Annotated in this window: 11 protein-coding genes; 4 read left to right on the forward strand and 7 right to left on the reverse strand. The window is 47.2% G+C overall.

The features are described 5' to 3' along the window. Positions 1 to 436: 436 nt before the first annotated feature. Positions 437 to 2593 (forward strand): alpha-amylase family glycosyl hydrolase, encoded by a 2157-nt coding sequence (locus tag J2Z28_RS08840; protein WP_211081978.1) that lies wholly within the window; start codon positions 437 to 439, stop codon positions 2591 to 2593. A 156-nt stretch (positions 2594 to 2749) separates the two neighbouring features. Here the strand turns inward: J2Z28_RS08840 and J2Z28_RS08845 are convergent, their stop codons facing one another. From J2Z28_RS08845 to J2Z28_RS08860, 4 genes are all read right to left on the reverse strand, one after another. Then, positions 2750 to 4036, reverse strand: a complete 1287-nt coding sequence (locus tag J2Z28_RS08845) for an MFS transporter (protein ID WP_211081979.1) — start codon at positions 4034 to 4036, stop codon at positions 2750 to 2752. Between the two features lie 198 nt (positions 4037 to 4234). Continuing rightward, positions 4235 to 5071, reverse strand: coding sequence for a sugar ABC transporter permease (locus J2Z28_RS08850; protein WP_211081980.1), 837 nt, complete (start codon positions 5069 to 5071; stop codon positions 4235 to 4237). After that, positions 5068 to 6423, reverse strand: a complete 1356-nt coding sequence (locus tag J2Z28_RS08855) for a sugar ABC transporter permease (protein ID WP_047841752.1) — start codon at positions 6421 to 6423, stop codon at positions 5068 to 5070. Before J2Z28_RS08855 ends, J2Z28_RS08850 begins: the two co-directional genes overlap by 4 nt. A 257-nt stretch (positions 6424 to 6680) precedes the next feature. Further along, positions 6681 to 7967, reverse strand: coding sequence for a sugar ABC transporter substrate-binding protein (locus J2Z28_RS08860; protein WP_211081981.1), 1287 nt, complete (start codon positions 7965 to 7967; stop codon positions 6681 to 6683). A gap of 446 nt (positions 7968 to 8413) precedes the next feature. Between J2Z28_RS08860 and J2Z28_RS08865 the strand changes: the two genes are divergently transcribed. Then, entirely contained in the window at positions 8414 to 9448 is a 1035-nt protein-coding gene (locus tag J2Z28_RS08865; protein WP_036606201.1) for a LacI family DNA-binding transcriptional regulator, read from the forward strand. Positions 9449 to 9619: 171 nt separating this feature from the next. On the opposite strand, the gene J2Z28_RS08870 is transcribed toward J2Z28_RS08865, so the two are convergent. Continuing rightward, entirely contained in the window at positions 9620 to 10378 is a 759-nt protein-coding gene (locus J2Z28_RS08870) for an SDR family oxidoreductase (RefSeq protein WP_017690478.1), read from the reverse strand. Between the two features lie 381 nt (positions 10379 to 10759). On the opposite strand from J2Z28_RS08870, the gene J2Z28_RS08875 reads away from it, so the two are divergent. Both J2Z28_RS08875 and J2Z28_RS08880 read left to right on the forward strand, forming a co-directional pair. Continuing rightward, positions 10760 to 11353: a TetR/AcrR family transcriptional regulator gene (locus J2Z28_RS08875; protein ID WP_211081982.1), complete on the forward strand. Its 594-nt coding sequence runs from the start codon at positions 10760 to 10762 to the stop codon at positions 11351 to 11353. A gap of 160 nt (positions 11354 to 11513) precedes the next feature. Then, positions 11514 to 12059, forward strand: coding sequence for a hypothetical protein (locus J2Z28_RS08880; protein ID WP_211081983.1), 546 nt, complete (start codon positions 11514 to 11516; stop codon positions 12057 to 12059). A gap of 120 nt (positions 12060 to 12179) precedes the next feature. Here the strand turns inward: J2Z28_RS08880 and J2Z28_RS08885 are convergent, their stop codons facing one another. Together J2Z28_RS08885 and J2Z28_RS08890 are read right to left on the reverse strand one after the other, a co-directional pair. Beyond that, a complete protein-coding gene (locus J2Z28_RS08885; RefSeq protein WP_211081984.1) occupies positions 12180 to 13319 on the reverse strand; it encodes a toxic anion resistance protein in 1140 nt (379 codons plus the stop codon). 19 nt (positions 13320 to 13338) lie between these two features. Then, positions 13339 to 15027 (reverse strand): vWA domain-containing protein, encoded by a 1689-nt coding sequence (locus J2Z28_RS08890; protein WP_211081985.1) that lies wholly within the window; start codon positions 15025 to 15027, stop codon positions 13339 to 13341. Positions 15028 to 15031 lie beyond the last annotated feature (4 nt).

Raw genomic sequence — 15031 nt, forward strand, 5'->3', positions numbered from 1 at the left:
CGCCTCTCTTCTCCCAATTCGACTGCATAATACAAATAACCCCGCCTCAGAAGAGACGGGGTTGTCCTAGAAAACACGTAAGTGTCCCGGGATACATAGCCCTTATATTGTGAATCTGCGAATAGTTTAAATCCCCGGACGTGCTTTTGTAAACATAAAAATAGAAAATAAATGCTCCCAAAAAAGTTATTGACATAAGATCCAATATTTCTTACGATAACGTTGTGATCATAACTCGAGGGCCATGCTTTTAAACCTGAGCGGTTTAGGACAACCCCGGTAACTCCCGAAGGAGATGCCGGGGTTGTTGGCGTGTCAAAAGGAGGGAAGTCTTCAATCCACTGCGTAACACTTCGCTGTATTGAAAGCGCTATTATTCAAGAGCCGGGTTGGTTGTTTATCTAAACTACTACATTCACGAGAAGGGTGGATTACTATGTTTCAAATGGCCAAACGTGTACTCCTCAGCACAACACTGACACTCAGTTTACTTGCAGGGGGCGCACTTCCCTATCTGCCTGCTTCAGCGATCTATGCCGATGCGGATACCGCGGTTACCAACAAGCAGAACTTTAGTACAGACGTCATCTATCAGATCTTTACGGACCGCTTCCTGGACGGAAATCCTTCCAACAATCCTACCGGAGCTGCCTACGATGCCACTTGTAGTAACCTGAAGTTGTATTGCGGAGGCGACTGGCAGGGTTTGATCAACAAAATCAACGATAACTATTTTAGCGATCTGGGCGTTACGGCACTGTGGATCTCCCAACCGGTCGAAAATATCTTCGCTACCATCAACTACGGCGGCGTGATCAACACAGCGTATCATGGTTACTGGGCACGTGATTTCAAGAAGACCAATCCGTATTTCGGAACGATGGCTGACTTTCAAAATCTGATTACGACTGCTCATGCCAAAGGCATCAAGATCGTAATTGACTTTGCACCGAACCACACGTCTCCTGCCATGGAAACCGATACGTCCTTTGCTGAGAATGGCAAGTTATATGATAATGGTAATCTTGTTGGCGGATACACCAATGATACAAATGGATATTTCCATCACAACGGCGGCTCCGATTTTTCCTCCCTGGAGAATGGTATCTACAAAAACCTCTATGACCTCGCTGACCTGAATCACAATAACAGTACCATTGATCAATATTTCAAAGATGCAATCAAGCTATGGCTTGATATGGGCGTGGATGGTATTCGCGTTGATGCGGTGAAACATATGCCTCTCGGCTGGCAAAAGAGCTGGATGTCCTCCATCTATGCACATAAACCCGTATTCACTTTCGGTGAATGGTTCCTGGGATCTGCTGCATCCGATGCGGATAACACGGAATTTGCCAATGAATCTGGAATGAGCCTACTCGATTTCCGCTTTAACTCTGCCGTACGTGATGTCTTCCGGGATAACACATCCAACATGTATGCCCTCGATTCAATGATTACAGGCACAGCCGCAGATTACAATCAGGTGAATGACCAAGTCACGTTCATCGACAACCATGATATGGATCGGTTCAAAACAAGTGCCGTCAACAACCGTCGTCTGGAACAAGCGCTGGCTTTCACGCTGACTTCACGCGGCGTACCTGCCATCTATTATGGTACCGAGCAGTATCTGACTGGAAACGGAGACCCTGATAATCGAGCCAAAATGCCTTCCTTCTCCAAAACAACCACTGCTTTTAACGTGATCAGCAAGCTGGCCCCTCTGCGCAAATCCAATCCGGCGATTGCCTATGGCTCCACTCAGCAACGCTGGATTAATAATGATGTGTACGTTTATGAACGCAAATTTGGCAAAAGTGTAGCTGTTGTTGCGGTGAACCGTAATCTCTCCACACCAGCAAGCATTGCGAATCTAAGCACTTCACTGCCAACAGGCAACTACACCGATGTATTGGGCGGTGCACTGAACGGTAATAACATCACTTCTACCAATGGCAACGTCTCTTCCTTCACACTGGCGGCCGGAGCAACCGCGGTATGGCAGTATACAACGAGCGAAACAACACCAACGATCGGACATGTAGGTCCGGTGATGGGCAAACCGGGTAATGTCGTTACCATTAGCGGACGTGGATTCGGCTCCACCAAAGGCAACGTATACTTCGGTACAACAGCCGTTACTGGTGCCGGTATCACATCCTGGGAAGATACGCAGATCAAAGTAACGATTCCAGCTGTTGCCGCAGGCAATTATGCTGTGAAAGTAGCTGCGAATGGCGTTAACAGCAATGCGTATAACAACTTTACCATCCTTACGGGTGATCAGGTCACTGTACGATTCGTCATTAATAATGCTTCCACCACACTGGGTCAGAACATCTATCTGACAGGTAACGTGGCAGAACTGGGCAACTGGAGTACGGGCACAACAGCTATCGGCCCTGCTTTCAATCAGGTTATCCATGCCTACCCAACTTGGTACTATGATGTGAGTGTGCCAGCCGGGAAACAACTGGAGTTCAAATTCTTCAAGAAAAATGGGGCAACCATTACGTGGGAAGGTGGTACCAACCACACGTTCACCACACCAACCAGCGGTACAGGCACAGTCAATGTAAACTGGCAATAGGATAATCAGTCCACAAGCTAACCCGGAGTTACGCTAACGCAGCGTATGCTCCGGGTTTTGCTGTACCTAGCGAGGTTGCTTAGATTGCTTCTATCCTCTCTCTGTTGAATGTGTACATGTGGGTTCAATTCATATCAAATTGATGTATCATACATGTCATTGATAGGTTCGGATCGACTTCAATGTTGTAGCGGCCAGAATACCTGTCGCCAGCAGTAATATGCCCACGCCTTGCAGCACAGAAGCTGCCCCCCACTGATCAGCCAATACGGACACAACAGTCAATCCCATAATAGGCGCTGTACTGGTGATTGTTCCAACCACACCATAGACCCTTCCTTGCAGCTCGTCCGGAACGGCTGTCCTCAGCATAATCTGGGTGAGCATCGTACAGCACGCGAACATCGCACCTCCGCCCACGATGACCGGCAACGCCATGATTGGAGAGGATACATTCGCCAAAAAAATATAAATCGGCCCCAACACAATCAGACCGATAAACACCCATCTCCCTCTTCGCTTCAATCGTTTTCCCGAAGCAATCAGCAGCGCAGAGCCAATCATGTATCCCAGCGGAATACAGGTCTCAATTAATCCAAACTGTACCGGATTCGCCTCCCATACCTTGACCGCCATCACTTGAACCAGCATCATGGCCGACATGAAAAACAAAATCAGCACCGGATTGAGCAATACGATGGATCGGATCAAAGGATTCCGATAGATGTAGCCAAACGAACTACGCCACTCCTGAGCAAACGTGGTCTGCTGACTAACAGATCGCTGTACCTCAGGAAAGCGGCCCGCAATCAGCACACAGACTGCGGACAACAGGAAGGTTGCCCCTGTAATTAATATGGCAACGAATCCGCCAAATGCAGCAACAGCAACCCCAGCTGCTGCTAGTCCACTGATTCGGGCAAGATTATCCACCATATGAATGGTTCCGGTCGCTTGTTGAATATGTTCTCTGCCCACCATACTTGCTACAGAGGCGTGGAATGCAGGTGCCTGGAACAGACTTGAAAACATGGAGAGTGAAAGCAACAGCAGCACCACTGGGAACGACGCTTGCCAACCGAACAGGCTAATCGCAATCAGCACAGCCATTACGCCCCGAAATACATCCGAGGCCAGCATCAGCTTCCTACGATCCAATCGGTCTGCAACCGTACCCGCCACCGATCCAAATAGAAAGCTGACGGCCATATTGCAGATCTGTACGGCTGCCATGCTCTTTGCACTGCCTGTGGTCTGTAACACCCACAGACTGATCGCAATCCCATTGAAGCAATCCCCAAAGACCGAGATGCCGTAGCCGCACAAAATCCTGCGAAAGGTAACATTACTCCAAAGTGTTGGGGGAGCTTTAGTATTATGCAATACAGCTTGTCCATCTTGGTATCCCATTATCTCGGGCTCACTGGACGGGTTCATGCCCATACATCACGTTCCTCCCTAATCATGATTCGAGCCCATGCAGAATCAAGCACTTCCATAGCTCTGTCAGTCGACAAAGACATGACAATACGGAAGTGCCTGAGTTAAGTGAGTGTTACGCTATCGAGACTAATCATGCCGTCGTTAGCTTAGCTGATGATATTGTCTCTAGACCTATAATGTTTCTTGCTGAGTCTGCGTTTACCCTTTCGAAGCTCCTGCCGTCAGACCCTGAACCAGGAATCGTTGCAGGAAAACAAACAGCAGGGTAATTGGAATAGCAATCAAAACCGCCCCCGCAGCAAACATCGTAAAATTACTGTCCTGATAACGGTTGACCAGATCCCACATACCCACCGCAAGCGTCCAGTTCTCTTTCGTCCGCAGCACCAGCCGGGCGAAGATAAAGTCCATCCACGCACCGGTGAAACTGGTTAGTGCCACATAAGTCAGCATTGGCTTGGATAAAGGCAGGATGATGCTGGTGAATACCCGCAGGTGACTCGCACCATCCATGCGGGCTGCTTCGTCCAGGCTGCGCGGGATGGTGTCAAAGAAACCTTTGACGATAAATCCGCCCAGTACCGCCCCTGATGAATAGACCAGGATGAGTGCAGTGTGGGTGTCGAGCAATTTAATTTGCAGCAAAATGATATAGATTGCAATCATGCTCATGAAACTCGGAAACATGCCAAGGATCAGCATGGTGGAGAGAATGGTTTTACGTCCACGGAAGCGGAAGCGGGATAAGGCATACATCCCAAGTGTCACCATCAACGTGGAAAAGATCATCGTGAAAAAGGCAATTTTCAGCGTATTCATATACCATCTGCCGTACATAAAGGACGGGTTATTGAACAGCTCACCATAATGGGTAAGCGTGAATGCTTCCGGCCATAACCGTTCACTGAACAATGCCGCGCCGGGTCTCAAGGAAGAGAGAAAGATCCAGAGTACCGGGTAGATGGAGACAACGGCGATGATCAGCAACAGCACATAACTCAGGGCCAAACGCAGCGGATTATTACGTGTCTTCATTGAATCATGTCCTCCTCCTTGAATGATTTGGAGCGGCGGAAGTTCCAGATAGAGAATGAAGCGATAATGAGGAAGATGATGATACCTACCGCTGAAGCCATGTTGAATTTGTTATTGTCGAGTGTGAGCTTGTAGAGCCAGGTGACCAGCAAGTCCGTTGCCCCTGCGTACTGGTAGTCTCCCCGCAATGGATTTCCGTTGGTCAGCAGGAAGATGACATTGAAGTTGTTGAAGTTTCCGGCGAACTGCATGATGAGTACCGGGGTTGTGGCAAAAAGAATGAATGGCATCGTAATGATCCGGAATTTTTGAAACGCGGATGCTCCGTCCACTTCGGCAGCCTCGTAGAGATCACGAGGGATGGCCGTCAATACACCCAGAATCAGCACCATACTGACCGGAATACCAATCCACATGTTGACGACAATGACGGTGACCTTAGCCCAGAACGGATCTGTCAGCCAGGGTAATCCCTCCAGCCCAAATGCTCTCATGTACGTATTGATTGGACCAAACTGACCATTGAACAAATTACGCATGAGCAGCAAGGAGATGATCTGCGGGATGGCATAAGGCAAAATAAAGATCGTCCGCCACAGCTTTTTGAAGCGTATGCCCCGCTGTTCAATCAACAGTGCCACAAGTACGCCGCCAAAATAGGTGGTGACTGTAGCCAGGATGGCCCAGATGACCGTCCAAGTGAGCACGCCATAGAATGTCTGACTCCAGGATTTCAGCTGGATCAGATCGCTGAATGTCTTGAAACCTACCCAGTCCACGAGTTTGGCTGGCGGAATATGATCCGGGGCTGAATAGTTGGTAAACGCGATCGTGATCGTAAACAGGATGGGCATAACGGTGAAGAAAAGAATGCCCAGTGCCGGGATGGACAGGAACAGATACGGAAAGTTTTTGTCCATCATGTTCCGAAGCGATGCCGCTGCACCCAAGGTCTGCTTGCCTTCTTCCCTCGCAAGTCCCGTGACGTACGCATCCCGAATGTTCAGGATGTAGATCAGAATAAACACAAAAAACACCAGCAGTACGATAATGCCATCAAGCAGCAAAAAGATAGAATGGTCTCCCCTTTGAAGTACGGTGGACCCATTCACTTTGACAAAACGCTGTGTATTTTCCCCCAGTGTCCATATGCCCCATACGGCCTGTGACAGGCGAGGAAGCAGGTACGCAAGCCCTGCTCCCTCCAGTAACAGTAGACAAATTCCCTTAATCCATTGTCGATTGTACAGCTGTCCAAGACCTTGCAGTATGATGGAACATATGGCCGCTGTCATCCGGTGCTGTCTTTCCCTGTTCGGTCCAACAGGCACCGGGACATGCTGCTGTTGCATTCGCTCTCTCCTCCCCGCCTATTGCTAACCTGTATATATTGAACAAAAGTGTACTTACACTGACCACTTCGATGACAGAACAAGCTTCCGATCGCTGTTATCCCCAGATTTTTTTGATTCATTTATATATGGTAAATCCGGGGATAAAGGCGAACGCTTGCGCTTCTTCAGCTTCCTTCTGTCCTCTCCGTTTTTGTGTAAATATGAAGTTCAATTTATCCAGCTCTTATGCAAATCTTCGAATTCGTCGTTCGTCCTTATTGGACGGTTGCAAGGCTTTCCTGGATCTGTTTCACGGCATTGTCCAGCGATGCCTTCACGTCCTTATCGGTATCCCATATGTCCGTAATAGCCGACGTGATTGGTCCCCATACGCTGTCCATGGCAGGAAGCGAAGGCATTGGCGTAGAGTTGTTGAACTGTTCCAGGAATGCCTTGTTGATTGTGTCCTCTTGTAACTTCGGATCAGCAGCTACGTTTTTGTTCGCAGGAAGTGTACCGTTCAGGTCAAAGTTCTCCATCTGAGCTTCTTCATTGGAAAGGAACGCTGCCAAGAGCTTCGACGCATTCGGATATTCCGTAAATGCATTCACATAATAGGCTTTAACACCTGAGAAGGAGGTCATCGGTTTGCCATCGATTGCCGGAAGCGGAGCAACACCAAAATCAATACCTGCATTGCGATAATCGGCAATGGTCCACGGACCGTTAATGTCCATAGCCAGCTTGCCGCTGGAGAATAATCCTTTTTTGATATCATAGTTCACGTCACCCATCTTGAGCGGCAGCACTTCCGACTTCAGCGTCTGCAAGAACTGTCCACCCTTCTGGGCTCCTTCGTTATTCAGACCGAGATCCGTGCTATCCATCCCGTTGTCTCCAAAAATATAACCGCCCTGTGAAGCCAGGAACGCATAGTTATAGTAAAATTGCTGCAATTCCCACATCAGCGCATACTGATTGGACTTCACATTATTAAACGTCTTGGCGAAACTGATAATTTCATCAAAGTTTTTCGGAGCTTCTGGATAGAGTGCTTTGTTATAGAAAAGGGCGTAGGTCTCCACGCTGTACGGATAGCCGTACAGGATATCCTTGAACGTCACTGCCTTCAGCGCGTTGTCGCTGGTGTTCTCTACGGTCTCTGCTTCGAATATGTCATTGGGCAGAATCAGTCCCGCCTCTGAAGCACTACCAATCTTATCATGTGGGAAAACAACCACATCTGCCGCCAGACCCGCTGGGCCATCCGTCGTCAGCTTGGTTACCTGATCGGTTGGAGGTAATTCCTCCATTTTGACTGTTACCCCATATTTTTCTTCGAATTTTTTGGCTCTTTGTTCAATAAAGCTGCTTTGATTTTTATCCTCCCAGATCACCAGGGTTGCCCCTTCTTCCGGTTGAAGGTTCTCGGCTGTCAGCTCTACAACTTCCTCCGGATTCTCACCTGCCGTAGTTGGAGATGGACTTCCGCCTCCAGCCCCGCACGCAGCCAGTGTAAAAGCCATCATGACGGACAATGTTGCCCCTTGCCATTTTCTCATGTAAAATGTCCCCTTCCCTCTGCTTGGTCCAACAAAGTTCGCGCTTTTCACCCTTTTGTCTGCGTATGTTGTCAGGTTTTGCATCCCATATTCCATTTTGTACAAACGTTTGCTCAAATGGGAGAAAAGATGACCTCTCCGTTCAATATGTAGGGGTAAACAAGTCAAGAAGTATGTAAATCCAACGATGTAAGCGCTACAATAACAATCACATCATACAATAACGATCTTTATTTGCACAAACGTTTGCACAAGCCATATTTGCTCAATTTTAACCAATTTCCTTCTTCTACCTACAGTAATTTCCTGTTTCCTTGTTCTGACTCTTTCTTCCTTAATTTCACTTCACGTGCATCCCTTACTCGGCAGTTAGCAATTGATTTCTCGTATCCTTTGGATTACCATAGGAGAATATTTATACGATTGTTCAGAAGGGATTTTTTTACATGATTACGATCAAGGATATTGCCAAATTGGCGGGTGTTTCCCCTTCTACAGTGTCACGGGTGATTTCCAACCATCCTAGAATCAGTACCAAGACGTCTCTCAAAGTGAAGCAAATCATGAAAGAATTGAACTACCATCCCAACATCATCGCGAAGAGCCTGGTTTCCAAAACAACACATACCCTTGGCATTATGCTTCCGCGTCCTGCAGAAGAGTTGTTTCAGAATTACTTTTTCGGGGAACTGCTCCGAGGTATTATTACACATGCCACCAGAATGAATTATGAATTGCTGCTAACAACCGAAACATCATCAGACAATGAATTGCATGCGATATCCCGCCTTGTGCATGGCCGTAGAGTGGATGGTATTTTGCTGCTTGGGTCCAAACGAGATGATCCCATCATTTCTTTTTTGGAAGCGGAAAAGTTTCCTTTTGTGTTAATCGGTCGCAGTGAAGCTCATCCAAATGCACCCATGGTGGATAACGATAATGTGCAGACTGCTTATGATGCGACTCATCATCTGATCGCTCAGGGACATACTCGAATCGGATTTGTCAGCGGTCCTCCGGACATTACGTTATCGCATGATCGTATGTTAGGATACCAAAAAGCGCTTGCCCAAGCCGGGCTGGATGCGGATAGTGATTGGATTGTGGAAGGTGAATTTCTGCAGGAAAGTGGATTCAGAGCGATGTCGCTGTTCATGTCCTTGCCGGACAGACCCACAGCAATTGTTGTCATAGATGACAACGTGGCCTTTGGGGTATTGAGAGCTCTTGCCGAGCTTCATTATCTGGTGCCTGAAGATATCAGTGTGGTCAGTTTTAACAATATTGCATTATCGGAACTGGCTTCTCCACCCTTAAGCTCTATCGACATCGGGACTTATCAGCTTGGTTATACAGCCGTTCAGGTATTGTTAAAAATTCTTAGTGGGGAACCACAGCTTCATAATCCGGTCATTATTCCCCATCGTCTGATTGTGCGTGAATCCTCACTCTTTTCCAAGCCAAAGCCACCCTTAGATTGATTCAATTCGAGTATTCGCGTAGTAATGCAAACGTTTGTCCTACACGGAATATGATGCTGTTATCCACCGTACTTAGGTGCATAGGTACGAAAAAGAAGCCGCATATACTCATGCGGCTTCCTTAATTCATACACTATTTCCGTACTCCATGCTTGACTGCACTTGAATGGATTAATACGAGCTCCAGCCAGCATCTGCTGTAACGACAGTTCCGTTCACGAAGCTGGACTCGTCAGATCCAAGGAACAAAGCCACTTTGGCGATCTCTTCGCTCGTCCCGATGCGTGGGTTGATTGCCATGCCCAGCTGTTGCCGACCTGCACCGTATGGGCTAATGCCAGCCATAGATGCGCTGATATTGGTTGCCACAGCGCCTGGAGCGATCGCATTACAGCGAATGCCTTGCTCAGCATACATATACCCTGTATTTTTAGTGAAGCCCACGACCGCATGTTTGGAAGCAGTATAGGCTGCTCCTGCACGTCCGCCGTGTAGGCCCCCTGCCGAAGCAATGTTCACGATAACGCCTTTTTGTTTTTCCAGGAAAATCGGCAATACTTTACGCGTTGTCCGCATCACACTGGTTGTGTTAACAGCAAACAATCTCTCCCACTTCTCATCCGTTACATCCGCTGCCGGCTCCATACCATCCATAATTCCCGCATTGTTAATCAGAATATCTACTGTACCATATGTGCTCACCGTCGTATCGATCAGATTTTGCACATCTTCTTCTTTGGCTACATTGGCCAGAACGACAATCGCTTCTCCGCCCTGTGCCTTAATATCATTTACTACCGCTTGTGCGGATTCTTCGTTAATATCCGATACGACGACTTTCGCGCCTTCTTGAGCATACAAAGTGGCAATTGCTTTCCCCATACCTGAACCAGCACCTGTAACAACTGCAACTTTATCTTGAAGTTTCATTCCATGTATCCTCCTTTGTGTATTCGTTTACAATAAGTTAACAAACAAATGTTCATTAACTCCTATCCTTAGTATAATAAGTCATGGCGTTTCACTTCAATCAGTAAAAGCTTGTCCAGTTGTACGTTAAACAACACTAATAAGCCTTTTTGTTCTTTAACTAATAAAGTGAACTATATAAATTGAACTAAACATTTACACGAAACGGAGAGGACAGAAATAACCTGAAGAAGCGCAAGCGTTCGCCTTTATCCCCGGATTTACCATATATAAATGAATCAAAAAAATCTGGGGATAACAGCGATCGGAAGGTTGTTCTGTCATCGAAGTGGCCAGTGTAAATATTCTTTAGTTCAACTTATATAGCGAGGAGGATAATAGATGTCTGAAACTCTGAATTCGATGGACCGAAGAATCAAGAAATCAAAAACTGCACTGAAGGATGCACTCATTCATTTGATGCAAAAACATCCCTTTAAAGAAATATCGATTACGGATATTGTGCAGCGCGCCGACCTGAATCGGGGAACTTTCTACAGGCATTATCAGTACAAAGAAGACCTGTTCAACGAGATTATCGATGATGTGATTCAGGATCTGGTGACTTCTTTTCGTAAACCCTATCAGGATAAGGAAGAGTTCGAAGTCAATCTGATGCCCTCTTCGGCGATCACTATATTTGAGCATGTGCACCAACACGCACAATTCTACACACTGGTTGTGAAATCTGAGGCTTCCTCCAACTTCCAGCGCATGATCTGTGATGTCCTTCGGGATCTCGCTTTACAGGATCTGAACCATATCTTCCCTCCGCACATCAACCATGAAATATTGGCAAGCTACCAATCTCATGCGATATTTGGCATGATCATGGAGTGGATCAGACAGGATTTCAAGCACAGCCCCGCCTACATGGCTGAGGAGTTGTTCAAGATCATCCATTACAAGCCTGACAATGTCGTGTTGAGAGACTGAAATTTTGAATCGCCTTACTTCCCTTCCTATAGTAGGGTGATTGAGAGTGATTTCAAGAAAGCTTCACCGCCAAAATTATGTAAATACATTCCTGTAATTTCTGGTATTGATATGATAAATTATGCATTGGAATACAAACAAAAGGAGGATGACATTACATTTGAAGAAGTCGTGGATTATATCATTGATTACCAGTTTTGTTTTACTAGGCGGAGTGCTTCTCTCTCCAGCCCCTTCTGCTGATGCAGCCAAAGTAGCAACCTCTACATATTCAGATTCAGACTCAGATCAGAGTTACGAAGAATTTAAAGAGTACACTAATCAGTTATTTTCTCTTGAAACTTATGAGGCCAAAGCCTTTACCGCTTTGGAAAGTATCGACACCCAGGTAACTTCAACAAACCGCAAGTCCATGTACCTTAAACTTACGAATACGGTGATCCCCAATTATACGAAATTGGTATCCAAGGCAAAACAAATCAAGCCTGCCAACCCGCAAATCAAGAAAATCCACGCCACATTTATCAAGGCAAGCTACACTCAGCTCGAAGGGTACCTGTTGTACCAAAAGGCAGTATCCAAGAACAAAGTGAATTACACGTTACTAAAACAGGGTAATGCCAAAGTAAACACCGCTAGTGTTCTAATGGATCAATGCGAACAACAGTTATACGCTTATGCAAGAAGCTTGGGGTATGACAGTTAGTACCTATCTTCATAGAAGCCCAAAAAGCGACCACTCCCCATGCTTAATGAGGAATGGTCGCTTTTCTTATTATGAATTATGATAACAATCTAATACGTAAAATTTATTGCACTCTTCTGATCACAGCCCCAGCTTCTGCCCTTTCTCCAACCGCTGAATCTGTTGCTCGCCGGTATCCGCAAGTTCACGGAACTGGTTAATTGTCTCACGCATTCTTGGCAGAGCTTCCTGCTTATAAAGACTGATCGAATCGAGCGCCGACAGCACATCGGTGAACGCCTGTTTCATCGTATCCACGGAGATGCTGGCTTCATACGCCTGCTTCTGAATGGCAATCCCCTGATCCTTCAGCATTTTGGAAGTACCTGCGATCAGATCGTTGGTTGTCTGGTTCAGCAACTCAATTTTCTGCAATACAATCTTCTGATTATATAAAGCACTCGCTACAGTAACGGCAATTTTCAATGCAGAGATGGTTACATTCTTCGCACGGTCTACGCCTCGGATCAGCTCCTTATTATTGCGGATGACTACTTCAATCGCCATGATACCCTGCTGGTTCACGACTAGCATCTGCTGCAGATCCATCACCCGCTGACGGAGCGGGAACAGCACTTCTTCGGTAATAAACCGGACTTTTTCAGGGTCCTCATTCCGAACCTTGGCCGCTTCAATCTGCGCATCGATGGACTCATCCATAAGCACACCAAGCCGGATTTCCTTTTGCAGTCGCTTGGTGAGTTCTCGCAGATTCTGTTGTTCGATCTCCAGCGTTGTATTATCATTACGCAGGGTGGATCTGCCTTTATCCAAAGAGGTTACGATGTCAGCAATGACTGCATCAGCCTTCTGATATTTCAGGAAATAGGCGCGAAGCGGATTGAACAATTTCCCGAGGAAACCTGTCTTGGCAAAGTCGACCACGCTTGGGTCGAGATCCTTCAGTTGCATATGCAGCTCGGTCAAGCCTTTGGCGACCTGACCGCCCTCGTCTCCCGTCTTGGACAGATGTCCAACGGAGACTTGAAGCAAGGCGTTTTTCTCAGAAGAGGATCTCATCGTATTCATGCCAAAGCCGTCAATGGATTGCAGAATCTCTTTGCGCTTCTCCAGGGATTCAAGGTCCAGCGTCATGATCATCTCTACGTTGGCATTTGCCACTTGTTGAAGCTCCGCGACCTCGGCGGGCACGGGTTTCACTTCTTCCTCAATCACCTTCTGAATTTCCTTCTGGCTCGGTATTTCCATTGAAAATGACATCTATAGTTCCCCCTTTAGATTACATCTGTACGTTAAACAGGTTTCCAATCTTGTACACGACATCGTCGGTATCGGCATTGATGCTTGCTGCTTCGTTAATGCTGGAGATGCTCTCCAAAGCCTTGATGTCCGCGTTGTACCCGATCGTATAGATTGGCACTTTGTACGTCTCCACCAGATCCCGGATATCCTTGAGGGTATGACCTTCGTTGGTCTCGCCATCACTTAGCACAAAAATCAACGGCTTCACGTTTGGATCAGCAGCCATATAATCTTCCAGCATCTTCATCGCCACCACGATCCCGTCAAAGGTCGCCGTACCACCGCCAGCTTGCAGACTATCTACTGTTCCGACAAACATGGACTGCTGGTTCGTATCATACTTGGCAATCGGCAGATTCACGGTTACGCCGCTGGAGTAAGAAACCAAGCCAATACTGTTGTCTGTGCCCAGGTACTTCTGACCTTTGCGCAGGGACTCCTTCAGTCGGTTAAGCGGTTCGCCGTCCATGCTTCCGGACACGTCTGTCACGAACACGGCGGCAATTGGTTTACTGCCGTTCTTCTTCTCTTTCCATACTTTCTGTGCAGACAGCAACGTGCCGCCATCCACAGTGGCCAGCTCGGATTTGTAATCCTGTAACCCGTTGAAACCGAACTCCTCCGCCGATTGTTGGTACTTCGCCTGGGTTACGAATTCCGCAAACTTTTGGATGATTTCCTGTTTGTTCTGCGGCAATTGTCCCAATGCATACAGCGGGCTATCATGTCTCACGCCAAATGGTGTAAAGACGTAACCACTCTTCAGATCCGCGGTATTCACATACGTCTGATATTCGAGTACAAAGGCATCCAGTCTGCCGGACTTGGCAGCTTCCCGCATCTGAATCGTTGTCGACGCTGTAAACGGTACATTCGTCTGGAATTTTTCGAACCCTTCAATAGCCTTCTCGCCAAGCGGGTTGGCGCTGTCATACGTATTCAGTGCAGTCACCAGGAAATTAAGTCCTGTGGAGCTGGCAAATGGATCGGTATATCCCATCGCGAGTTCATTGTTGGCAATGGCTTCGGTTACGGTTTTTACATTAACGGAACCGTACGTATCAACCAGTGCATCATATTTGGCTTTGGAAATGACAATACCGGGCACATTGCCGACCAGTCGCTCGGACACCATCTGGGTCTTCACCCCACTGGCCTCAACCATCTCGCCCCACAGTTCATTGGAAGGTGTGAATGCATCCGGTATATACTTGCCCGACTTGATATAATCGGTAGCCGTACCGGAGGCAATGTTGCGGATTTTGACTGATACCTGTTTGCCTCCAACGGTAATGTTCGCTTTGTTGAACTCCTCGCCCACTTCGGTTAACCAGCCGTCTACCCCGCTGCCCGACTTCTCTGGGGAAGAGAAGATTTCGACGTAATCATTTGTTGTATTCTCTACGGCAATTGCGAATTTGGAGATGTCCGGCAGTGATTCCGCCACGTCAACCGGATCGAGATCAATCTGTCCTTTGACCGGTTCGGCCGTCGCTGGTGCAATGTCCGCGTACAGTTTCCCCAGTTCCTTACCTGCATTCTCTGTGCTCACCTGTGTGGTTGACTTGCCAAAGTTCGACGTCAGTGTAATCCCTGCATAGACCAGACCAAATACGAGTACCAGCATTACAATCGATATGAAAAAAAACTTTCCCTTCTTGGCCATACGA

It is taken from the genome of Paenibacillus xylanexedens, assembly GCF_017874615.1.
Classification (GTDB): Bacteria; Bacillota; Bacilli; order Paenibacillales; family Paenibacillaceae; genus Paenibacillus; species Paenibacillus xylanexedens.